The organism is Catenuloplanes atrovinosus, from assembly GCF_031458235.1.
GTDB lineage: Bacteria > Actinomycetota > Actinomycetes > Mycobacteriales > Micromonosporaceae > Catenuloplanes > Catenuloplanes atrovinosus.
Genome location: NZ_JAVDYB010000001.1, coordinates 2524117 through 2547126, shown reverse-complemented (window position 1 = coordinate 2547126; position 23010 = coordinate 2524117). Strand labels below are relative to the sequence as shown.

Below are 23010 nucleotides of genomic sequence, written 5' to 3'. Positions count from 1 at the left end.
GCGATGCACCGTCCGGCGTTGGTGGCGGCCGTCAACCGGGTACTGGCCCGGCTCGACGGCTCGGAGCCGGGTGCGCCGCCGCCGGCCGGGCCGAGCGCGCTGGACCTGGTGTGCGCCGCGTTCGGGCTGACCGGGTTCGAGCGGGACGTGCTGGTGCTGACCGCGGCGATGGAGATCGAGCCGAGCGCGGCGGACCGGTGCGCCAAGGCCGGCGGCGTGGCGTATCCGACGTTCGCGCTGGCGCTGGCCACCCTGGACGAGCCGCACTGGAGCGCGCTGACCCCGGTCGCGCCGCTGCGCCGGTGGCGGCTGATCACGGTGGACGACCAGGGCGTGCTGACCGGCGCGCGGCTGCGCATCGACGAGCGCGTGCTGCACTTCCTGCTCGGCGTGCCGCACCTGGCCGCGCCGCTGGAGGGCGTGGTCACCCGGGTGCCCGCGTGGGACGGCGAGCTGCCGGACGCGCACCAGCGGGTGGCGGACGCGATCGCGGACGGGTGGACCGCCGAGCCGGTCGACGGGCCGCCCGCGCCGGCGGAGCTGACCGGCGCGGACCGGCAGACGCGCGCGGAGATCGCCGCCGCGGTCGCGTCCGGGGCCGGGCTGGCGCTGTACGCGCTGCGCGGCGCGCACCTGCCGGACGATCCGCGGGAGCTGGCGGCGCTGGGCCGGCTGTGGGAGCGGGAGGCGCTGCTGCTGCCGGCCGCGCTGCTGGTCGAGGCGGAGGAGCCGGACCGGGCGCGGCTGGACGCGTTCGCCGGCGGGCTCGGCGTACCCGTGCTGATCTCCACCGACGAGCCGCTGCCGCCCGGCCATCGTCACCGGCCGGTCCACCCGGTGCCGCCGCTGTCCGCGGACGAGCAGCGCGCGCTCTGGACGGACGCGCTCGGCGGCCGTGACCTCGCGGCACAGTTCGCGCTGCCCGCGCACGTGATCCGGGACGCCGCGCGGCGCGCCGGGGACTCGCCGGAGGCCGCCTGGGCCGCCGGCCTGGCCTCCGCGCGGATGGCGCTGGACGCGCTGGGCCGGCGGATCACGCCGGCCGCGCGCTGGGACGACCTGGTGCTGCCGGCCGCGCAGCGGGACACACTGCGGGAGATCGTCGCCCACGTGCGGCGGCGCGGCATCGTCTACGAGGAGTGGGGCTTCGCCGGCGTGCTCCGCCGCGGCCTCGGCGTGACCGCGCTGTTCGCGGGCGGCAGCGGCACCGGCAAGACGCTGGCCGCCGAGGTGCTCGCCTCCGAGCTGGGCCTGGACCTGTTCGTCATCGACCTGTCGCAGGTGATCAGCAAGTACATCGGCGAGACCGAGAAGAACCTGCGCCGCGTGTTCGACGCCGCCGAGCGCGGTGGCGCGCTGCTGCTCTTCGACGAGGCGGACGCGCTGTTCGGCAAGCGGAGCGAGATCAAGGACAGCCATGACCGGTACGCGAACATCGAGGTCAGCTACCTGCTGATGCGGATGGAGGCGTACCGCGGGCTGGCGATCCTCACCACCAACATGAAGAAGGCGCTGGACAGCGCGTTCCTGCGGCGCATCCGCTTCGTGGTCGACTTCCCGTTCCCGGGCGCGGCGGAGCGGGCCGAGATCTGGCGGCGGGTGATCCCGGCGTCCGCGCCGTCCGAGGGACTCGACGTCGACCGGCTGGCGCAGCTCACGGTGGCGGGCGGCAGCATCCGCAACGTGGCCCTGTCCGCCGCGTTCCTGGCCGCGGACGAGGGCGCGACGCTCGGCATGCGGCACGTGCGGGCCGCGGCGCGTACGGAGTACCAGAAGCTCGACCGCGCGCTCACCCCGGCGGAGGTGGCCGGGTGGGACTGACCGTGGACCTGTCGATCGAGTCGCTGGCGCTGCCGGCGTCGCTGTCCCGGGTGGACCGCGACCGGGTGGCGGCGGCGTTCGCGGCGGAACTGGGGCGGCTGCTGGCGTCCGGGTTGCCGGCGGTGTCGCGGAGCGTGGACGAGGTCGGCGGGCTGCCGCCGGTGGCGCTCGACGGGCCGCCGGGCCGGACGGGGAGGGCACTGGCCAGGGCGGTCTACCGCGGGCTGGGCGGCGATCCGGGCGCGGCCGGTCCGGCCGGGACCGCCGCATCCGGCTCGGCCGACGCCGGTCCATCCGGTTTTGGCGGCACCGGTGCGATCGGCCCCGACGGTGCCGGTCCATCCGGCGGTGCCGGTCCATCCGGCGGTGCCGGTCCATCCGGCGGTGCCGGTCCATCCGGCGGTGCCGGTCCATCCGGCGGTGCCGGTCCATCCGGCGGTGCATGGCTGTCGACCGGTGGGCCGGCCCACCGGTCCGCCGGTGCGCTACCTGATCGGGCGCCAGGCCACGGCGACCGGCCCGGTGGGGGTGGGTCGTGACCGCGCCGGCCCCCGCGCGGGCGGGGCAGCCGAAGAACGGGCCGGACGCCAAGCGGGCGAAGCGCCCCGCCGCCGGTACGCGGGTGCCGCGTGAGCTGCGGGAGATGCTCGCCGCGCCGGGACGGCCGATCGAGCCCGGCGTGCGCCGCGAGATGGAGGCGCGGCTCGGCGTCGACTTCGGCCGGGTGCGGGTGCACGCGGACCGCGACGCCGCCGCCGTCACCGAGCTGGTCGGCGCGGAGGCCGTGACGGTCGGCCAGGACATCTTCTTCGCCGAGGGACGCTACCGCCCGGGGACCGCCGACGGCGTACGGCTGCTGGCCCATGAACTTCTGCACACCGTGCAGGCGCCGGACGCGCCCGGCCCGCTGCTGCTCGGCCGCGACGCGGGCGCGGTGAGCCGCCCGGTCGAGCCGGTGGAGCGCGAGGCGGAGGCGATCGCGACCGGCTCCGCCACGGGCACCGCGGACGTGGCCGCGCGCGGCCAGGTCGGCGCGCGCTGGCTGCGTTACGCCACGCAGAGCGCGGACCTGCGGCGCGGCGAGGTTCTGGACCCGGTCACGCTGATCGACCGGATCGCCTCCGGCGTGCTGCGCAGCCTCCGCGGCGATCCCACCGACGCGTCCGGCCGCGTCCGCCTGCAACTCGCCCGGCTGGCGCCGGAGCTGCGGTACGGCGTGCTGGAACGCCTGGAGCAGCGGCTGCCGTCCGCGGAGTACGCGCGGGTGACCGCGTTGACCACGGAGGCGGACGCGTCGCCGGGCGACGGGGCGGTCGAGTTCGCGTCCGTACCCATGCCGGTCACCGACCCGGAATCGGACCGCCGCGACGCACGCGAGGACGCCGAGGAGTCCGCGGACAGCGAGCGGGAGCAGCGTGACCAGCGCGAGTCCGAAGGTTCGGAGGCGGACGGCACCGGCCAGGCGCCCGGCACCGACCAGGACACGCCGCAGCCCGGCGAGCCGACGCCCGAGGAGGCCGGCGAGCAGACCGAGGAGCAGGTCGGCCAGGAGGGCGACGAACAGGCCGAGGCCGTGGGCGAGACGCCGGCCGAGGGCGAGACGCCCGCCGAGGGTGAGACGCCCGCCGAGACCGAGGACGAGGCCGAGCAGAGGACCGAGGAAGAGAAGGAACAGACCGAGGAGCAGGAGCGGGAGAAGCAGGACGAGCGCGCCGAGGAGGACGAGGAGAAGGCCGAGGGCGAGCGCGACGAGAAGGCGGAGAAGGAACGCGACGACCAGCGCACGGCCGAGGAGGCCGCGCCCGAGCAGCCCGGCACCGGCGCGCCCGGCGCGCAACCGGCGGCGGAGTCGGCCCCGGTCGCGGGCGCCGGGGACCCGGCCACCGCCGCCCCGGTCGGCGACAACGCCGCGGGCGGCGTCGGCGAGGCGGTGGAGGGCCAGGTCGACGCGGTCGCCGGCGACCCGAACGAGCCGCTGTCCAAGCACAATGTTATCGAGGATTCTGGTCGCGAGGCCGAAGCGGATGAGCTGCCCCTCGATCTGGAACCGGATACGACAGAGGACAGCGATGACGAGTCGGCTACGCCTCCGCCATCCGCCGCGCCTGAACTTGATCTGTCAGCTCGACCGGACGAGACACCACCACCAGAGGTACCGGCTGCCGAGGTGCCCGACTTCCCGGAGCTGACGGGCCTTAGACAACGGGAGGGCGAGACCGCGGAGTCACGATCCGTCGATGCTGGAGCGGCCCGTGCCCTCGCGATGAGTAGGCACAACGAGGAGACCCGACGCGACGGTGAAGACGGGCTGGTCCGTGCACCGCGCCCCGGGGTCACAGCTGCTCCCGACGCGGCGGCCGATGGCTGGCAGTCACCCGGCGGCATCGCACCACCGGCTGGGGAACCAGGTAGCGTTGCGCAGGCCGCGCCCGGGACGGAGCGGTCCGAGCCACGCGCTGCCGCGAATGACGACTTCGGCGTCGACCTCGCGCCGGGCCAGCTCAGCACGCCTGGTGAGCAGTTACTCGACGAGCCCGCCGTCGGCGCCGACCAGCCGGCCACCGCAACCGCGGAAGCGGGTGCCGCCGATGGCGTGCCTCAGCGGGTCGAGACGACACCGGCAGGTCCGGTGGAGACGCCGGACATCTCCCAAGCGCCGATGACGGCGGACCCTGCCGAGGCGACGACGGTGTCCGGCCCTGTCGCCGTCGCCGAGCGAGGGCTTCCGCAGGACGCGTCGCTGGAGCCGGGCGGGGGTGGCTGCGCCGGTTCGCCGGAGCCGACCACAGACACCGAGGCCGAGGCCGGCGGCTGCGGAGGCGGCGGTGGCGGCGCTCCCCCGGCCGCGGCCGAGCGGGAGCCCGAGCCGCCGCCGGCCGCGGACGTGGCCGGGATGGAGCCGGCCGCCGCGCTGACCGCGACCGCCACGCTGCCGCCGCACCAGCTGCAGACCGGTCTGGCCGGCGTCGACCAGGCCGCCACCCGTACCGTCGCGGAGGAACAGGGCGCGGTCGCGGCCGCACCGCCCACGATGGAGCGGCCGTCCGGCGCGCCGCAGACGCTGCAGGGCCCGCCGCAGGCGGCGGAGCCGGCGCCGAGCGACGTGCAAAGACTTCAGCAGGTACGGCCGGAGGGCGCGGACAACCAGGAGGGCCCGCAGGCGCGGGACGTGCCCGCAGGGCAGTCCCCGACGTCGCGGGTGTCCTCGCCGGCCATCGCCGGTACGCCCGAGGGCGAGCTGACCGACGCGGACGTGGGCTCGATCGAGCAGGCGGTCGACGCGGTCCCGACCACCGACCCGGCGCTGACCAACGCGACCGTCGGCCCGGCGCCGCAGGTGGAGCTGGCCGGCGAGACCGATCCGGCGCTCACCGACCGGCAGAGTCAGGAGCTGGCGGACACGTCCGGCCGGCTGGCCGCGGTCGGGGCCGACGACGCTGGCCGGCCGCTCGGCGAGGATCAGGTCTTCCCGGACGTACCGCCGGAGTCCCTGACCGCGGACGTGCCGCCACCGGCCGGCGCGGGTGGCGGCACCGCGCAACCCGCGCCCGCGGCCCCGCCCGGCGGCGTGCCGATGACCGCCGTGTCCGTGGTGGCGCAGCAGGAGCGCGGCCCGCAGATCCAGGCGTCGGTCGGCGAGGCCCAGGCGCAGATGGCCGCGGGCGCGCAGCAGAAGGAGCAGGAGGCCGCCGCCGCGCACCAGCAGCACGAGGCGGACGTCGCGGCCACGCTCCAGGAGAACGTGGACGCGCAGGCCGCCGAGCGCGGCCGGGTCGCGACCGAGTCGGCCGCCCAGCGCGAGGAGTGGCGGGCCGAGCAGCAGACGTTGCTGACCGAGAACGGCGAGCAGGCCGCCACCGAGCACACGAACGCGCGTACCGAGATCTCCACCGAGCACCGCGACGCCAACGACGAGATCGAGGCGGAGCGCGAGCACCACAACGAGGACATCGCGGAGGAGCGGCGCGAGGCCGAGGCGGAGGCGCGCCGGGAGAAGGAGCGCAAGAGCGAGGAGGACGGCGGCTTCTTCGGCTGGGTGAAGAGCAAGGTGTCCGCGCTGTTCGACGCGATCGTCTCGGCCGTGAAGGCCGTGTTCGACGCCGCGCGCCGCGCCGTGCAGGGCCTGATCGACGCGTTCAAGTCGATCGCGACCGGCCTGATCGAGGCCGCCCGCCGCGCGATCGTGGCCGCCATCACCGTGCTGGCCACCGCGCTGATCGCGATCGCGGACGTGCTGCTGGCCGCGTTCCCCGAGCTGCGCGACCGCTTCCGGAACGCGATCGAGGGCCTGCGCGACCGGGCGATCGCCACCGTGAACGAGCTCGCCGACCGCCTGAAAGCCGGCATCGAGGCGCTGCTGGATCTGCTGGCCGCCGGCCTGATGGCGCTGCTGTCCGTCTACGAGACACTGCTGCTCGCCGCCGTCGAGGCGGTCCGCACCGTGGTCAACAGCGCGATCGAGTTCGCCCAGGCCGCGATCGCCGCGCTCGGCATGCTGGCCGAGCTGATCGCGGACATCGCGCCGGACCCGATCGGCTGGCTGGGCAAACTCGGCACCGCCGCCAAGGAGGGCATCCGCCAGCACCTCTGGGGCGAAATCAAGATCGCCGTCAAGCAGTGGTTCAACGCCAAGGTCCAGTCGATCCTCGGCCTCGGCAAAATGATCTACGACGTGCTGGTCAAGGGCTGCGTCTCGGTCGCCCAGGTCGGCCGGATGGCCTGGCAGGCGGTCATCAAGTCACTGCCCGTCATGATCGCCACCATCATCATCGAGAAGCTCATCTCGATGATCATCCCGGCCGCCGGCGCCGTGCTCGCGATCGCACAGGGCCTGGTCGCCGCGTACCAGTCGATCAGCCAGATCATCGCCGCGTTCGGCAAGTTCTTCGAGTTCCTCAAGGCCGTCAAGGGCGGCAACGCCGCCTGCCTCTTCGCCCAGGCCATGGCCGCCGGCGTGGTGGCGTTGCTGGAGTTCGTCACGAACTTCCTGATGGTACGGCTCGGTACGGCGCTGAAGGGCGTCGCCACCAAGCTCAAGGGCATCGCCCAGAAGATCATGAAGGGCCTTCGGCGCGGGGCGAGATCGGCTCGGAGGGCTGCCGGCCGGGCGGTCAACACGGCCCGGCGAGGGCTGCGGCAGGCATCGCGTGCGGTCAGTCGAGCCGGACGACGCGGCGGCCGAGCACTCGGCGGTGCCCGGCGCGCGGTGGCACATGGCGTACGCCGGGCCGGGCGGGTGCTTCGTCAACTCGGCGGGCCGCTTCGCCGATCACGGGTCGGGCGCGCTCTGACCCGGGCCGTTCGCAATCTTCGCTCGCGGTTCGATCGGACGAGGCACCGCGCGACCGACCGGCGTACAGACCGGAACCGGCGGTCTGAGGCCCGGAAGGACGCACGGCTCACCCAGGCCATGAACGCGGGCGTCGCGGTCGCGAACCGCTACTCCGGTCGCAAAATCGCCGCCTGGTTGATCAAACCACGACTGCTGCTGATCCAGGGCCGCTACCTGCTCAACGCGCTCCAGACCCGTCGTGCGGGCCAGAAGTGGTCGCTCTTCGGCCGGATCAACCCGTCCCAGGGGCGGGATACGGGTGCGCTCATCCTCGACAACCCGTCCGAGGCGGTTGCACTGTTCATCAGGCGCGCTCAGGCCGCGGAACGACAGTTGTTCGGCACCAACGGGCCGCCTCGGATGGCAGGCGACCTGCGAAGCACGCCGGACCGGCTTCCGGGTGCCATACCCGAGGCGAGTGCCGGGCACCCTCCAGCCGCTTCGGCGGCGCCGCGCTCGCAACTGATCCGGCCGGAGCCTCTGGCGACGACCGAGCCCGCGGTCGGGGACATGCTGCGCGGCATCGTGCCGAACCAGCGCCAGGTGCACTTTCTCGGACCGCATGAGCCGTGGGACATCACCGGGCTTTCACAAGCCGAGGTCATCCGCACCCGGCTGCGGGCTCAGGAGATCGTCGGGCCGCTGAGCGGTCGCCTGCAGATTCAGATGGGCGCGACGAGAATTCACTCGGAGTTGCGCGACACGCCGGACAACCTCGCGCAGGCGCACATCGGGCACGTCGGCGATTACACCCGTTCCATCCCAGCCAAGATCGCGAAACTGCGCGAGTTGCTGGGCGGCGGCGTCACCGCCGACGCCGATCTCGTCGACCTCTGGCGGCACGTCTCGAGCACCGGCGACCCGGCCACCCCCCAGATGCTCCGGCAGTTCAATTCTCGGGCCACGACCAACCAGCTCCAGACCGCTGCGAACAATTTGAATCGCAACGTCCTGCTCGGCGGTCAGGAGGCCACCCGATTCCTCCGCAGAGGCTTCAACGCACGGGAGCATCTGCCGATCGCCTCCACCACAGCCCTCACCTCAGAACAGATCCGTGCCGGTCGGTTGCCGGCCGAAACCTTGGTCAGCACCGGCGAGATGCCCGCGCAGCGGCGGCGCCGCACCGGCCGAGGGAACCCTTCGGGGGTACGGCCCCCGGAACTGCACTCGTCGGGCCTGATGCTTCCCGGCACCGCGGGCGTGAACCTGGCTCCGTTCTCCCCGGTCGGCATCACTCGGCAGGACTTCCTGGCCAGCGCGATCATCGCGCGCGCCTATCTGTCCTGGAACGCCTACAAGCAGGCGACAAGCCGTGCACTCGCACTGGAGGCCCAACAGCGCGGGGTGTCCACCGTCTACCTGGTGCCGAGCGAGGCGGAGTTGGTGACGCGTCTGCGCGCCTTCTACGGCACGCCGAGGGCCCCGTGAGACCGTCGCGTCACGACCGGCCCGACGACCCAGGAGAGAAAGTATGTCCGATCAGCGTTACCAGACGTGCCCACTCGTTCTCCGTGCGGAGTCACCGGGAGACGTGATGAACGAGATCCTCGACCAGCTCGGTGTCGGAGCCGGTGAGGAGATCGCCGCGGATCCGGAGAACGGTGTCCGCTTTCAGGAACTTTTCGGAGTAGCACCCGACCTCGTCATTCACTACGTCGAGGACGACCTGACCGACGACAACGCCGTCTTCGTGACTTCGTCCCCGGAGACCGCTCAGCTCGCGGACGACCTCGCCGCGATGTTCGTCGACGAGCTGGAGCACTGGTCGCTGGACGAGCTGGCTCGGGCGGTCGATGAGGCGTCCGACCCCCACGAGTTCGCTGCGGCACTCGCCCGGGCCGCGCTCGGGGCTCCGCCGACGGCACACGAGCCGCTGTTCCGGCGGTTCCGGGCCGGGCTCCGGCACTCCGATCCGGAGGTCAGGAACACGGCGGTCTTTCTCACCTCGAGGATCGGATGGCCGGAGTTCCGGCTCGACCTGGCCGAGATCGCGGCCGGTGACGAGTCCCCCGCGCTCCGGGAGCGGGCGCGCACGATCCTGCAGGCATACGACGCGATCAGGTTGGGGCCGCGATGACCAGATTCGGAGACCTGGTCAAGCCGGTGCGGGCCGGGATCGTGATTGTGGATCCGTTGCGGGGGACGCCGCAGCGGGTCGTGGTGTTGCAGTTCAATCCGGAGACGTTGCAGCGCAGCCTCGCCCCGCAGGCGTCCGGTGCCGAAGGGGGCGGGGATCGCACCGAGGCGCTCAGGCTGAAGGGGCCGGCGATCGAGACGTGGAAGTTCGACGCCGAGATAGACGCCACCGATCAGCCGGAACTGGCCGGGGACGACGGCATCCATCCGCAGCTCGCCGTGCTGGAGATGCTGATCCACCCGAGCAGCGCCAGCATCCGGGCCAACCAGGCGCTCGCCGCGACCGGGACCCTGGAGATCACGCCGGTGGAGGCGCCGCTGACGCTGTTCGTGTGGGGCAGCAAGCGGGTGCTGCCGGTACGGATCACGGAGCTGACCGTGACCGAGGACGGGTTCGACGCGGAACTCAACCCGTTCCGGGCGATCGTCAGCGTCGGGATGCGGGTGCTGTCGGCCAGTGATCTGCCGGCCGGGCATCGCGGGGCGGAACTCTATCTCGCGCACCTCGCGCAGAAGGAACGACTCGCCGGGCGGTCGGCCGCGGGCCGGCTCGCCACGCTCGGCCTGAGCGGGATCTAGAGGGAGACGATCATGACGAGCCCCAGCCCGTACCCACGGAACAGCCGGTATTTCGGGGTGGAGACGGCCGTGTACGTGGACGCGGACGGACGCGAGATCCCGTATCTGAGACGGCGGCAGGTGCCGCAGACCTCGAGTTTCGCGGTCGTCGGCGTGCACGAGGTGACCGACGGGGACCGGGCGGATCTGCTGGCGCACCGCTACCTGGGCGATCCGGAGCTGTGGTGGCGGCTGGCGGACGCGAACGGCGTGGTCGACCCGGACGAGCTGACGGCGGTGCCGGGGCGGCGGATCACGATCACGCTGCCCGAGGGCGTGACCGGGCCGCGGACGGCGGGCTGAGGCGACGATGGCCGAGGTCGCTCCGCTGCACCTGACCCTGCTGATGGGCCGGCAGATCGTCGTGCCGGTCGGGCAGCAGGTGACGGATGCGCTGCTCAGCGCGCAGATCACGGTGACGGCGGGGCAGCGCAGCGGGTTCCAGCTCTCGTTCGACCTGTCCCGGACCGGCGTGATCAACCGGACGCTGCTGCCGAACGGCGGGTTCGATCCGCAGGTGCGGGTGGTCCTGGCGATCACGGTGCGCGGCGTACCGCACGTGCTCATGGACGGGGTGATCATCCGGCAGGAGGTCTCGGTCACCGGTACGCCCGGCCAGTCCACGCTCACGGTCACCGGCGAGGACCTGACCGTGCTGATGGACCTGGAGGAGCGGGAGGGGGTGCCGTTCCCGGCCATGTCCCCGGCGGCGCGGGTGGCCGCGATCATCGGGAGGTACGCGCAGTACGGGATCACGCCGCTGGTCGTCCCGGAGCTGGTGCCGCAGACGCCGATGCCGACGCAGCGCATCGACTTCCAGAAGGGCACCGACCTCGGATACCTGACCGAGCTGGCCAAGGCCAACGGCTACGTGTTCTACCTCGACCCCGGGCCGGTGCCGGGCGTGAGCCGCGGCTTCTGGGGGCCGGAGGTGCGGCTCGGCACGCCGCAGCACGCCATCAACGTCAACATGGACCACCTGTCCACGGTGGATCAGCTGACGTTCGGGTTCGACGGGACCGCGCGGGAGGAGCCGGTCGCGCGCATCCAGATCCCGGTCACCAAGACGTCCGTGCTGCTGCCGGTGCCGGAGGTGAGCGTGCTGCGCCCGCCGCTGGCGCTGCGGCCCGCGCCGGCGTTGAAGAAGAAGGTGGTCGCGGACATGGCCAAGAAGGACGCGGCGCAGGCGCTGGCGGAGACGATCGCGAAGGTGGTCGAGTCCTCCGACGCGGTCACCGGGTCCGGGCAGCTCGACGTGCTCCGCTACGGCGCCGTGCTCCGGCCGCGCGAGCTGGTCGGCGTGCGCGGCGCCGGGATCACCTACGACGGCCTGTACTACGTCAAGAGCGTCACGCACAACCTGCAGCGCGGCGCGTACACGCAGAACTTCACGCTGGCCCGCGAGGGCCTGATCTCGCTGCTGCCGACCGTGATCCCGTAGGAGAGGAGACCCGTGGCCGAGCCCAACCGATACCTCGGCAAGTTCCGGGGCACCGTGGCCGAGAACATCGACCCGATGCGGATCGGCCGGATCCGCGTGCGCGTGCCCGACGTGCTCGGCGACACGCCGTCGACCTGGGCGATGCCGTGCCTGCCGCTGGCCGGGCCGCAGCAGGGCCACTACGTGGTGCCGCCGGTCGGCGCCGGTGTGTGGGTCGAGTTCGAGCAGGGCGACGTGAGCTTCCCGATCTGGGTCGGCTGCTGGTACGGGACCGCGGCCGAGGTGCCGCAGGCCGCGTTCACCGGCCCGCCGGACCGGCCGAACATCGTGGTCCAGACCGGCGCCGGCCACCGGGTCGTCCTGTCCGACCTGCCCGGCGGCTCCGGCATCAGCCTGCGGGCCGCGACCGGCGCGGAGATCGTCATCGACGACAGCGGCATCCGGCTGGACAACGGCCGCGGCGCCCGCATCACGCTCACCGGCTCCACGGTGGACATCAACAACGGCGCACTGGCGATCACATAGACGGGGGAACACTGCATGTCGCGCAACGCTCAGCACGTCAACGAGACGCTGACCTGCCCGCACGGCGGACGCGCCTCGATCGCACCGGGCCGCTCCCGCGTGCTGGTCAACGGCAACCCGGTGGCCACGCTCGCCGACCGGTACACGGTGATCGGCTGCCCGTTCACCGCGGGCAACAAGCCGCAGCCGTGCGTCACGATCACCTGGACCACCGCGGCCGAGCGCGTCCGCGCGCAGGGCTCGCCGGTGCTGCCGCAGGGCGCGACCGGCCTGTGCCAGAGCGCGGAGCGCATTCCGGCCGGGCCGCCGCAGATCAGCGTCATCCAGCAGCGGGTGGTGGCGCGATGACCGAGATCGCGTTCCCGTTCCGGATCGACCGCCGGGGCCGCACCGCGGACACCGGTTACGACACGCACGTCCGCGACATGGTCGAGCAGCTGCTGTTCACCAGCCCGGGCGAGCGGGTGATGCTGCCCGAGTTCGGCTGCGGCCTGCTCGACCTGGTCTTCGCGCCGAACAGCCCCGAGATCGCGGCCACGCTCCAGCTCTCCGTGCAGGCGTCGCTGCAGCGCTGGCTCGGCGACGTCATCGAGGTGGAGGCGCTGGACATCACCAGCGAGGACAACGTCCTGCGCGTCCTCGTGTCCTATGTGGTCATCGGCACGGGCGCGCGGCGCACCGACGAGTTCGTCGAGGAGGGCCCGGCATGAGCGATCAGAGACGAGCCGCGGTACGCAAGGACCGGCTCAACGGCATCGACGGCGTCGAGGTGGGCGACGACCCGCGCGAGCTGACCGTCACGTTCCTCGGCAAGGCACCGCGGCGGCTCGGCCCGGAGAACATCCGCATCGACGGCGGCCGGCGGGTCACCGGTATCCGCGCCGTCGAGGTGGAGATCCGCCGCGAGCAGGACCCGGACCTCGACGACCACCTGCTGGTGCGGGTGGACCGGTCCGGTGACACGTCCACGTACACGCTGTCCATCGTGGAGGCCGGTGACGCCGCGACCGTGCCGTACCGGGACTTCGACCAGCGGTACGCGAGCGCGACGTTCACGTTCTGCCCGAGCGGCACGGACTGCAAGCCGGAGGCCGCGCCGCCGCGGCGCGCCACCGGGTCGCCGGTGATCGACTACACCACGCGCGATTACGCCTCGCTGCGCCGCCACCTGCTGGACCGGATGACGCTCACCGTCCCGCACTGGCGCGAGCGTCACGAACCGGACCTCGGCGTCACGCTGGTCGAGCTGCTCGCCTACGCCGGTGACCGGATCGGCTACCACCAGGACGCGGTCGCGGCCGAGGCATACCTGGACACCGCCCGCCAGCGCACCTCGGTCCGCCGGCACGTACGGCTGATCGACTACCCGATGCACGACGGCTGCAACGCGCGCGCCTGGGTCACGCTGCGGGTCGACCGCCCGGTGCGGCTGGAGCCCGGCCGGCACCGCTTCGCCGCGGTCGACGTCAGCCGCGTCCCGGCGCCGGACCGCCCGGAGGTGCCCGCGGTCCTCACCGACACGCAGCTCGGCGACCTGCCCGCCGCGGCCACCGTGGAGGTCTTCGAGCCGGTCACCGCCGCGCCGGTCACGCTGCGCCCCGCGCACAACACCATCCGATTCTGGACCTGGGGCGAGACCTCGGCCTGCCTGCCGATCGGCGCGACCTCGGCGACCCTGCGCGACGAGTGGCAAAATCACAATCATTCACCAGGGTACGAGGAGCGGGCGCACGCGTCCGCCCGGCGCCGTGCTCTGCGCCTGAGTCCCGGTGACGTGCTGATCATCGAGGAGCGGATCGGCCCCGGGTCCGGCGCTCCCGCGGACGCCGACCCGGCGCACCGGCAGGCCGTCCGGCTGCTCTCCGTCACCGAGGACCTCGACCGCCTCCACGACCAGCCCCTGCTCGAGGTCACCTGGTCTCCCGAGGACGCGCTCACCTTCCCGGTCACGCTCGCCGGTCCGGGCGGCCCGCACTGCGAGCCGCTGCGCGACATCACGGTCGCCCGCGCCAACGTCGTCCTCGTCGATCACGGCCGCGACCTGGGCTTCTGCGGTGGTGAGGCGGAGGAGACGACCGTACCGCCGGGTTCCGTCACCCGCCCGGACTGCGGGTGCGGGGATTCGTGCGGGTGCCCGGACCGGCCGGAGCCGGGACCGGCCGCGTCCGCGATCGACCGCCTGATGGAGTCGGCCGCCGCCGGCACGCCGCTCACGCCGGAGGACGTCGCGGAGCTGTCCGCGCTGCTCGGCGAGCCCGCCGTGCTCCGGGCCGGTGTCGACGCCGCGCTGCCGGCAGCGGATCAGGCCGCCGCGCTGGAGACGCTGCTCGCCCAGGTCACCTACCCCGGGGTGACGCGGCCGTTCCGCCCGCGGCTGCGGCGCGCGCCGGTCACGTTCCGGGCGCCGTACCCCGACGCCGAGAACGTCTCGGCCGCGCAGGCGCACCTGCTGGCCGCCGTCCCGGCCCGGGTACGCGCCTGGCTGGAGCAGTTGTGGCGCCGCGTCCGCGAGGGCGACCGCCTCCGCCCGCGCGACCTGGCCGCACTGGAGCTGATCTTCGGCCCGGACGCGCTGGAGTCCTGCGGCCTGGGTCACCGCCCCGAGCGGGCGCTCCGCGAGCTCCTCGCCCGCTTCGACCGCCTGCTCGCCGGGAAGCTTCGCCGGCTGGCCGCGCTGCGCGCCCGCGCCGACAACGGCGAGGTGCTGACCTCGGACTACGCGTGGGAGATCGCGCAGAGCTGGGGCCCGCGCTACGCCGGCGGCCTGCACCCCGGCGACCCGCGGCTGGCCGGTCCCGCGCGCGGCGCGCTGGTCCAGGACCCGGCCCGCGCGCTGCCCGCGCTCACGGTCACCGGCCCCGGCGGCCTCACCTGGACCCCGCGCCGCGACCTGCTCTCCGAGGGCCCGCGCGGCCTCGGCGTGGTCGGCGAGCAGCAGGACGACGGCACGCTGGTCCTCCGCTTCGGCGACGGCCGCCACGGCCGCCCGCCCGCGCCGGGCAGCACGCTGAGTGTCCGCTATCGCGTCGGCAGCGGCATCGCCGGCAACGTCGGCGCCGAGGCCATCTCCCACCTCGTCATCTGCGACCGCTCCCCCGGCTCCTACGACGAGTGCGTGGCCCCGCCGCCCACCGGCTATCCGGGCGGCGGGCCCGGCCCCGGCGGCTACCCGGGTGGCACACCCCGGCCCGGCGGCTACCCGGGCGGTAACCCCGGACCGGGCGGCTACCCCGGCGGCTCCGCCGATCCGGGCGGTTACCCGGACCCGGCCGGTCAGGGCGGTTACCCGGACCGCCCCGGTTCCGGCGGCGAATACGGAGACGACCCTCGGCCCGGCGGCCACCCTGGTCGCCCGGCCCAGGGCGACTACGCCGATGACCCGCGCCCCGGCGACTACCGGGACCGCCCCGGCGACTACCGGGACCGCCCCGGCGACTACCGGGACCGCCCCGGCGACTACCGGGACCGTCCCGGCGACCACGACGAGGATCCGCAGGACCACTACGGCGAGGACGACGACCGATACCCCGACGACGATCGCTACGGCCGGGGAGACCACCACGAGGACGACGAGCCCGAGCCCGGCGGCCCCGAGGGCGTGACCGCCGTCCGTAACCCGCTCCCCGCCGCCGGCGGCACCGATCCCGAGCCGGTCGAGCAGGTCCGCCAGCTGGCCCCGCTCGCGCTGCGCCGCCGCCGGCTGCGCGCCGTGACCGCGGACGACTACGCCGAACTGGCCGGCGCGGTCCCCGGCGTGCAGCGCGCCGCCGCGCAGCTGCGCTGGACCGGCTCCGGGCGGCAGGTGCACGTCGCCGTCGACCCGCTCGGCACCGCCGCGGCCGGCCCGGCGCTGCTCGACGCCGTCCGCGCCCACCTGGAACGGTTCCGCCGCATCGGCCACGACCTCGCGGTGGTCCCGGCCGCCCGGGTTCCGCTCGACGTCGCGCTCACCGTGTGCGTCACCCCCGGCCACCACGGCGACGACGTCCGCGACGACGTGCGGCGCGCGGTCCGGGCGCTGTTCGCCCCGGACGCGGTCACGTTCGCGGAGCCGGTCCGGGCCAGCCGGATCATCGCGGCGGCCGCGGCCGTCGAGGGCGTGACCAGCGTCCGGCTCACCCGCCTGCGCCGCCAGTTCCGCCCGGAGGCGGGCGAACTGGAGGACGGCGTGCTGCTGATCGGCCCGCTCGAGGTGGCGCAGTTGGACGACGACCCGAGCGTCCCGGAGCAGGGCCGCCTGACCGTCACCCTGGGAGGTGGACGATGACCACTCCGCTGCCCGCGGGCGGGCCGCCCGGGCGGTCCACGATCGCCTACCGGACCGGCACGCACGCCGAGTTCCTGGCCGCGATGCTCCAGCGGCTGTCCAGCCCGGCGTATCCGGCGCTGGCCGGGCTGACCGTCCGGGACACCGACGACCCGGCGATCGCGCTGCTGGACGCGGCCGCGGTGATGGCCGACATCCTCACGTTCTACTCGGAGCGGATCGCGCACGAGGGCTACCTGCGCACCGCCACCGAGGAGCGGTCGCTGCGCCTGCTCGGCCGGCTGGTCGGCCACCTGCCGCGGCCGGGCATCGCGGCGGAGACCGTGCTGGCCTACACGCTGGACCGGGACGCGCGCACGGACGCGGACTCCGCGGTCACGATCCCGCGCGGCGCCCGCGCGCAGAGCGTGCCGGAGCAGGGTGAGCAGCCGCAGCCGTTCGAGACCGCGGAGGATTTGCCGGCCCGCTGGTCGTTCAACGACCTGCGGGTGCTGCTGCGCCGCCCGGTGCCGATGACGCCGGAGAGCGTCCGCGCGGCGGAGGCCGTGCACCTGGAGGGCACCGGCTCCGCGGTGAAACCGGCGGACCGGCTGCTGTTCGTGTTCGGCGACGAGCCCGGGCAGCAGGAGCTGCTGGTGGTCCGCGACGTCACGGTCGACCCGCGGGAGAACGTCACGGTGGTCGGCCTGGAGCGGCCGCCCGCGCCGGACCTGCCGGGCGAGTTGCGGGCGCTGATCGCGGAGGCGCGGGAGAACGGCCGCATGTACGCCCGCAGCAAGATCATCCGGGGGTACGTGACGGAGGCGCTGGAGCCGGCCGCGGCCGACGACGACCTGCACCGCGGCCTGACCGCCGCGCTGCGGGAGCTGCCGCTGGACGCCGCCCGGCCGTACCCGGGCATCCACGACTGGCTCACCGGCTGGCTCCGCCCGCGACTGCGGGCGCTGCGGCACCGGGCACAGCAGCAGACCGCGCACCGGGCGCCGCTCACCGAGGCGCTGCGGCTCGATCGGGCCCCGGACGCCGCGACCGCGGGCCTCGGCGCGCTGCTGGCCGGGCTGCGGCGCGCCCCGTCCGTACCCCCGGCCGGGTCCTTTGCTCTGGACCGGGATCCGGCAGCGCTGTTCGGGCCCGGGTCGGACCTCGGCGTGCAGTTGCTGGCCGCGCTGGACCCGCGGCTGGCGGACACGCTCTATCCAGCGTGGCGGCGCATCGACCTGACCGAGCCGCCCGCGCTCGACGGGCTGCGGGTGATGCGGACGGTGGCGACGCCGTTCGGCGCGACCGCGCCGCTGCAAGCGGAGTTCGGGCCGGACGGCCGGGTGGTGCGCTACGTGGACTGGCCGCTGCGCGGCAGCCAGACCGCCGGCGCGACCGTCACGTACCGTGATGATGGTCGTCCGGAGCGGGCGGATCTGGCCTGGACCGAGTCGGACAGCACGGTCCCGGCCCGGGTGACGCTGCCGGACAGCGGCCCGGCCGGCCCGGTCCAGCTCGGCCCCGGCACGGTCACGATCAGCGTGCGGGAGCCGGCGATCGAGGGCCCGCCGGCCGGCGTGACGTTCACGTTCGACGAGGCGCTGCTCGGCCGCGAGGTGTTCGTGTCCCGTCCGGGCGACGACGGCGCGGTGCAGGTGCGCATCGGCGACGTCACGCACACGGCCGAGCCCGGGCAGACCGTCACCGGCAGCGCGGGCGGGCTGCGCCTGGAGATCAACCGCACCGAGCGGACGGTACGGTTCGCGCTGAGCGCCACGCTGGCGCTGGACTCGCGCAACGTGCTCGCGCTGGACGCGGTCTACGAGGGCATCGGCCCGGAGTCGTGGGTGGTGGTGCAGCGGCCGGCCAGCCCGCTCGGCATGGTGATCACGCGAGTGGTGTCGTCGCGCGTGGTGTCCCGCGCCGACTTCGGCATCACCGGCAAGGTCACCGAGCTGGTCCTGGCGGACGACTGGCTGGACGAGACGGACACGCAGCTGGCGCAGATCCGGGACACCACGGTGTACGCGCGCGGCGACGCGCTCACCCCGGCCACCGAGCCGGTGACGGACGACGTCACCGGCGGCGAGATCGAGCTGGCCCGGCTCTACGAGGGCCTCACGCCGGGCCGCCGGCTGGTGGTGACCGGCGAGCGCACGGACCTGCCGGAGACGACCGGCGTGGCCGGCACCGAGCTGTCGATGATCGCCGCGGTACGCCAGCACGTCGACCCGTCCCGGCCCGGCGAGACCGTCCACACCGTCCTCACGCTGGCCGCCCCGCTGTCCTACACGTACAAGCGGGACACCGTGCGGCTGCTGGCGAACGTGGTCCCGGCCTCGCACGGCGCGTCCCGGGACGAGCCGATCGGCAGCGGCGACGCCGGCCGCGCGAACCAGTCGTTCCGGCTGTTCCAGGGCCCGCTGACCTGGCTGGCGTCGGCGACCCCGCTGGGTGCGAGCAGCACCCTGGAGGTGCGGGTGGACGGCGTGCGCTGGCACGAGGTGGAGAGCCTGGCCGGTCGCGGGCCGGACGAGCGGGTCTACACCACCCGCGCCGACGACGAGGGCCGCACGCTGGTCACGTTCGGCGACGGCAGCCACGGCGCGCGGCTGCCCACCGGCTACCAGAACGTGCGCGCGGCGTACCGGGTCGGCATCGGCCGGGACGGCAACGTGGACCCGGACCGGATCACGCAGTTGCTCACCCGCCCGCTGTGGGTCTCCGCGGTCACCAACCCGGTCCCGGCCACCGGCGGCGCGAACCCGGACGGCCCCGGGCAGGCGCGGCGCAACATCCCGCTCTCGGTGACCGCGCTGGACCGGCTGGTCTCGGTCGCGGACTACGAGGACTTCGCCCGGGCCCGGGCCGGCATCGGCCGGGCCGCGGCGCGCCGCATCCGGACCGGCGAGCGCGAGGTCGTGCACGTGACCGTGGCCGGCGTGGACGACGTGCCGCTCGGCGACCTGCGTGCGCTGCGCGCGTCGCTGGCCACCTACGGCGACCCGCAGCTGCCGGTCCGGGTGGCCGCGCGCGAGCTGGTGCTGCTGGTCCTCGCGGCACGCGTCAAGGTCCAGCCGGATCACGCCTGGGAGCTGGTCGAGCCCGCGGTCCGGCGGGCGCTGCTGGACCGGCTCGGCTTCGACCGGCGCGAGCTGGCCCAGCCGGCGTACCTGTCCGAGGCGATCGCGGCCGCGCAGGCCGTGCCCGGCGTGGACTGGGTGGACGTGGACCTGTTCGGCGGCGTGCCGGGCAGCCTGTCCCCGGCCGACCTGGACGACCTGGCCGCGACGCTGGCCGGCGTGCGCGCCGTGGTCCCGGCCCGGCCGGCCCGGTTCGAGGAGGTCCGCCACACCGCGACCGAGGACGAGACGCTGATCGCGATCGCCGCCCGGTACGGGACCTCCGTCGACGAGCTGAAGCGGCTCAACCCGGGCCTGGTCCGCGCCACCGTGAGCGCCGGCCGGACCGTGACCGTGTTCCGCGGCATCCGGCCCGCACAGCTCGCGCTGCTCTCCCCGCGCATCCCCGACACGCTGATCCTGAAGGAGGCCCGGTGACCGACCGGCTCTACGACCTGCTGCCGCGGGTCCACCGGCGCCGCGACGCGGAGGCGGGCGAGCCGCTGCGCGCGCTGCTCGCGGTCGTCGCGGAACAGCTCGACCTGGTCGAGGCGGACCTGCGGCGGCTCTACGACAACTGGTTCATCGAGACCTGCGACGAGTGGGCCGTGCCGTACCTCGGCGACCTGGTCGGCTACCGGTCCGCGGCCGGCCGCGCGTCCCGGCGGGACGTGGCGGACACGGTCGCGACCCGGCGCCGCAAGGGCACGCTGCCGCTGCTGGAGGAGATCGCGGCGGCGGTCGCGGACTGGCCGGCCCGCGCGGTCGAGCTGCGCCGCCTGGTGGCCGGCACGGCGGCGCTGCGCGCACCCTCGGGCGTGTGGGCGCCGGCCACCGCGGACCTGCGCGATGGCGCCGCGCTGGACCTGCTCGGCGGCGCGTTCGACGCGCGGGCCCGGCTGTTCGAGGCGCCGCGGCCGTCCAGCGCGCGGCGGTCCGGCCGGTACGGGCTGCCGTCCGTAGCGGTGTTCGTGTGGCGGCTGCGCCCGTTCTCGATCACGCACGCGCCCGCGTACTCGATCGACCGGGCCCGGAACCTGTACACGTTCTCCATCCTCGGCAACGACGTGCCGCTGGTGGCGAAGCCGATCCCGGAGCCGTCCGCCACGCACATCGCCACCGCGGACAACGTGCCGGTCTTCATCCGGCGGCGCGCGCTGCAGGACCGGCTCGCGGACTTCTACGGGCCCGGCAAGAGCTTCGCCGTCTGGCGCGACGGCTCGGCCGAGCCGATCCCGCTGGCGCAGGTGGTGGTGGCGGACCTGTCCGGCTGGGCGTACCGGGCGCGGCGCGGGCAGGTGGTCGTCGACCCGGAGCTGGGCCGGATCGCGTTCGGCTCGCGGACCGCGCCGCGCGGCGGCGTGCGCGTGACCTATCACCACGTCGGCGTCTCCGAGATCGGCGGCGGCGAGTACGCCCGCGACCTGGCGGAGGGGCCGCGCGTCTACCGGGTCGGTGGTCCGGGCGAGTTCGAGCGGATCACCGACGCGTACCAGCGGTGGCGGGCGGACGGCGTGCCCGAGGGCATCATCGAGATCTCCGGCAGCGGCGCCTACCAGGAGCAGTTGGAGTTCACGGTCGGGCACGGCGACCGCCTGGAGATCCGCGCGGCCGAGGGCTCCCGCCCGGTGCTGCGGCTGCTCGACTGGTACAGCAACCGGCCGGACTCGCTGCACATCCGCGGCCCGCTGCCGGAGGAGTGCGCGGACGACGACCGGCCGCCCGGCCGGGTGACCCTGGACGGGCTGCTGATCACCGGCCGCGGCGTGAGCGTGACCGGCGTGCTCGGCGCGCTGACGATCCGGCACAGCACGCTGGTGCCGGGCTGGGCGATCGAACCGCAGTGCCGCCCGGCGCATCCGGAGGAGCCCAGCCTGGTGCTGGAGAACACCACCGCGTGCGTGCGGGTCTCGCACAGCGTCCTGGGCACGATCCTGGTGGTGGCGGACGAGGTGCGCACCGAGCCGCTGCCGATCTTCCTGACCGACAGCGTGCTGGACGCGACCGGCCGGGAGCGGGAGGCACTGTCCGCGCCGGAGTGCCGGCACGCGCACGCGGTCCTGCACGCGCGCCGCAGCACGGTGATCGGGGAGATCCACACCCATGCCGTACGGCTGGGCGAGGACTCGATCTTCGACGGGCGGATGAACGTGGCCCGGCGCGGCATGGGGTGCCTGCGGTTCAGCGCGGTCCCGGCCGGGTCACGCACGCCCGTGCGGTACGCCTGCACCGCGCACCGCCCCCGGTTCACCTCCGTCGACTACGGCACGCCCGCGTACCTGCAGCTCGCCGCGGACTGCCCGCCGGAGATCGCGCGCGGCGCGGAGGACGGCTCCGAGATGGGCGTGCACCACGACCTGTACCAGCCTCAGCGGGCGGACGCGCTGGCGGCGCGGCTGGCCGAGTTCTCACCGGCGGACACGGACGCCGGAATCGTCTACGTGACCTGAAGGGACTCCCTGGATGAAAGGCGACTTCACCCGCCACACGTTCGACCCCGCCGACCGCTACTCCGCCGTGCTGCTGCAGCAGGGCCGGGTGCTGCTGGACGCGGACTTCAACGAGCAGACGGCGATCCAGCTGCACCTGCTGCGTACCCTCGCGGCGGATCTGATCGGCCCGCACGGCGGGCCCGGCTTCGCGATCGGCTACCGGGAGGCGGCCGATGACGACCCGGCCGACCTGACCATCGGCGGCGGGCGGTACTACGTGGACGGGGTGGCGGCCGACGCCACCCGCGCGCCGGCCCCGCTCGCGGTCGGGGCCGGCGACCCGGCTCCGGACCCCGGCCCGTGGACGTTCTACACGCAGCCGTGGGCGTTCCTCGACCCGGAGGACGACGACGACGCGCTCCCGGACGGCTTCCCCTACCTGGTGTACCTGACTGTCTGGGAGGAGCTGGTCACGGCCGCGCAGGAGCCGCGGCTGCGGGAGACCGCGCTCGGCGCCACCATGCCGGACACCGCGGTGCGCAGCCGCGTGGTCTGGCAGGTGCGGTTCACCACGGACGTCACCCTGGACGGCTCGCCCGAGGAGATCGGTGGGCGGTTCGCCGAGTGGGCCGGCGGGCTGGCCGGCACCGGGCGCCTGGCCGCCCGCGTGGAACGCCCGGCCGGCACCGACGAGGACCCGTGCGTGATCTCCCCGGAGTCCCGCTACCGGGGCCAGGAGAATCAGCTCTACCGCGTCGAGCTGGTGGCCGGGGACGCGTTCGTCTGGTCCCGGGACAACGGCTCGGTCGCCTTCGCCATCGACTCGGTCGACGGCCGCTGGGTCACGCTCGCCGCGCTCGGCCGCGACGACAAGCTGGACCTGCACGTCGGCGACGCGGTCCAGCTCACCGACGACGCCGCCCACTTCCGCGGCCAGGCCGCGCCGGTGCTGCGGATCGAGGACGTGGACGTGCCGGACCGGCGCGTGCTGCTGTCCGCCGATCCGGTGGCCGGCACCCGCAACGCGCTGCTGCGCCGCTGGGACCACCCGGCCACCGACCGTCCCGACGGCGCGGTGCCGCTGGTCACCGGCCGCTGGCTGGACCTGGAGGACGGCGTGCAGGTGTGGTTCGCGCCGGACGCCACCTATCGGCCCGGCGACCACTGGCTGATCCCGGCGCGCACGCTCACCGGCGCGGTCGAGTGGCCGGCCGACGACGCGGGCCGCCCGATCCTGCGCCCGCCGCACGGCGTGCACCGGCGGTACGCGCCGCTCGCGGCGGTGCGCGGCGCCAACGAGGTCCAGGACCTGCGGCGGGCCATCGGCTGAGGCCTCG

General features: G+C 74.4%; 14 protein-coding genes. All 14 read left to right on the top strand.

The window, feature by feature from the left end; translation table 11 throughout:
• The first annotated feature begins 3 nt into the window (after positions 1 to 3).
• The 14 genes from J2S41_RS11455 (at position 4) to J2S41_RS11390 (ending at position 23003) form a co-directional block, all read left to right on the top strand.
• The gene (locus J2S41_RS11455) at positions 4 to 1821 is read left to right on the top strand and encodes an ATP-binding protein (protein WP_310366535.1); all 1818 of its coding nucleotides are present in this window, start codon (positions 4 to 6) and stop codon (positions 1819 to 1821) included.
• The gene (locus tag J2S41_RS11450) at positions 1812 to 2360 is read left to right on the top strand and encodes a hypothetical protein (RefSeq protein WP_310366532.1); all 549 of its coding nucleotides are present in this window, start codon (positions 1812 to 1814) and stop codon (positions 2358 to 2360) included. The genes J2S41_RS11455 and J2S41_RS11450 overlap by 10 nt, the downstream gene beginning before the upstream one ends.
• Complete coding sequence (locus J2S41_RS11445; RefSeq protein ID WP_310366531.1) at positions 2357 to 8581, top strand: eCIS core domain-containing protein; 6225 nt, start codon at positions 2357 to 2359, stop codon at positions 8579 to 8581. The genes J2S41_RS11450 and J2S41_RS11445 overlap by 4 nt, the downstream gene beginning before the upstream one ends.
• Positions 8582 to 8687: 106 nt before the next feature.
• Positions 8688 to 9230: a hypothetical protein gene (locus J2S41_RS11440; RefSeq protein ID WP_310366529.1), complete on the top strand. Its 543-nt coding sequence runs from the start codon at positions 8688 to 8690 to the stop codon at positions 9228 to 9230.
• Positions 9227 to 9868 carry a hypothetical protein gene (locus J2S41_RS11435; RefSeq protein WP_310366527.1) on the top strand — a complete coding sequence of 214 codons (642 nt, stop codon included), beginning with the start codon at positions 9227 to 9229 and terminating at the stop codon, positions 9866 to 9868. The genes J2S41_RS11440 and J2S41_RS11435 overlap by 4 nt, the downstream gene beginning before the upstream one ends.
• A 12-nt stretch (positions 9869 to 9880) precedes the next feature.
• Positions 9881 to 10210 carry a LysM peptidoglycan-binding domain-containing protein gene (locus J2S41_RS11430; RefSeq protein ID WP_310366524.1) on the top strand — a complete coding sequence of 110 codons (330 nt, stop codon included), beginning with the start codon at positions 9881 to 9883 and terminating at the stop codon, positions 10208 to 10210.
• Positions 10211 to 10217: 7 nt separating this feature from the next.
• Complete coding sequence (locus tag J2S41_RS11425) at positions 10218 to 11348, top strand: hypothetical protein (RefSeq protein WP_310366519.1); 1131 nt, start codon at positions 10218 to 10220, stop codon at positions 11346 to 11348.
• A gap of 12 nt (positions 11349 to 11360) precedes the next feature.
• Entirely contained in the window at positions 11361 to 11873 is a 513-nt protein-coding gene (locus J2S41_RS11420) for a phage baseplate assembly protein V (RefSeq protein ID WP_310366516.1), read from the top strand.
• 15 nt (positions 11874 to 11888) lie between these two features.
• Positions 11889 to 12221, top strand: a complete 333-nt coding sequence (locus tag J2S41_RS11415; protein WP_310366513.1) for a hypothetical protein — start codon at positions 11889 to 11891, stop codon at positions 12219 to 12221.
• On the top strand, positions 12218 to 12583 hold the full coding sequence (locus tag J2S41_RS11410) for a GPW/gp25 family protein (RefSeq protein ID WP_310366511.1): 366 nt from the start codon (positions 12218 to 12220) through the stop codon (positions 12581 to 12583). The genes J2S41_RS11415 and J2S41_RS11410 overlap by 4 nt, the downstream gene beginning before the upstream one ends.
• On the top strand, positions 12580 to 16140 hold the full coding sequence (locus J2S41_RS11405) for a baseplate J/gp47 family protein (RefSeq protein WP_310366509.1): 3561 nt from the start codon (positions 12580 to 12582) through the stop codon (positions 16138 to 16140). The genes J2S41_RS11410 and J2S41_RS11405 overlap by 4 nt, the downstream gene beginning before the upstream one ends.
• The gene (locus tag J2S41_RS11400; protein ID WP_310366507.1) at positions 16137 to 19679 is read left to right on the top strand and encodes a putative baseplate assembly protein; all 3543 of its coding nucleotides are present in this window, start codon (positions 16137 to 16139) and stop codon (positions 19677 to 19679) included. Before J2S41_RS11405 ends, J2S41_RS11400 begins: the two co-directional genes overlap by 4 nt.
• Positions 19676 to 21691 carry a hypothetical protein gene (locus J2S41_RS11395; RefSeq protein ID WP_310366506.1) on the top strand — a complete coding sequence of 672 codons (2016 nt, stop codon included), beginning with the start codon at positions 19676 to 19678 and terminating at the stop codon, positions 21689 to 21691. The genes J2S41_RS11400 and J2S41_RS11395 overlap by 4 nt, the downstream gene beginning before the upstream one ends.
• A 13-nt stretch (positions 21692 to 21704) precedes the next feature.
• Complete coding sequence (locus J2S41_RS11390; protein WP_310366503.1) at positions 21705 to 23003, top strand: DUF6519 domain-containing protein; 1299 nt, start codon at positions 21705 to 21707, stop codon at positions 23001 to 23003.
• The last annotated feature ends 7 nt before the right edge of the window (positions 23004 to 23010 follow it).

Coding starts and splice junctions, on each gene's coding strand:
- J2S41_RS11455 (WP_310366535.1), top strand. CDS start 4: ATGCACCGTCCGGCGTTGGTGGCGGCCGTCAACCGGGTACTGGCCCGG.
- J2S41_RS11440 (WP_310366529.1), top strand. CDS start 8,688: ATGAACGAGATCCTCGACCAGCTCGGTGTCGGAGCCGGTGAGGAGATC.
- J2S41_RS11435 (WP_310366527.1), top strand. CDS start 9,227: ATGACCAGATTCGGAGACCTGGTCAAGCCGGTGCGGGCCGGGATCGTG.
- J2S41_RS11430 (WP_310366524.1), top strand. CDS start 9,881: ATGACGAGCCCCAGCCCGTACCCACGGAACAGCCGGTATTTCGGGGTG.
- J2S41_RS11425 (WP_310366519.1), top strand. CDS start 10,218: ATGGCCGAGGTCGCTCCGCTGCACCTGACCCTGCTGATGGGCCGGCAG.
- J2S41_RS11415 (WP_310366513.1), top strand. CDS start 11,889: ATGTCGCGCAACGCTCAGCACGTCAACGAGACGCTGACCTGCCCGCAC.
- J2S41_RS11410 (WP_310366511.1), top strand. CDS start 12,218: ATGACCGAGATCGCGTTCCCGTTCCGGATCGACCGCCGGGGCCGCACC.
- J2S41_RS11405 (WP_310366509.1), top strand. CDS start 12,580: ATGAGCGATCAGAGACGAGCCGCGGTACGCAAGGACCGGCTCAACGGC.
- J2S41_RS11400 (WP_310366507.1), top strand. CDS start 16,137: ATGACCACTCCGCTGCCCGCGGGCGGGCCGCCCGGGCGGTCCACGATC.
- J2S41_RS11390 (WP_310366503.1), top strand. CDS start 21,705: ATGAAAGGCGACTTCACCCGCCACACGTTCGACCCCGCCGACCGCTAC.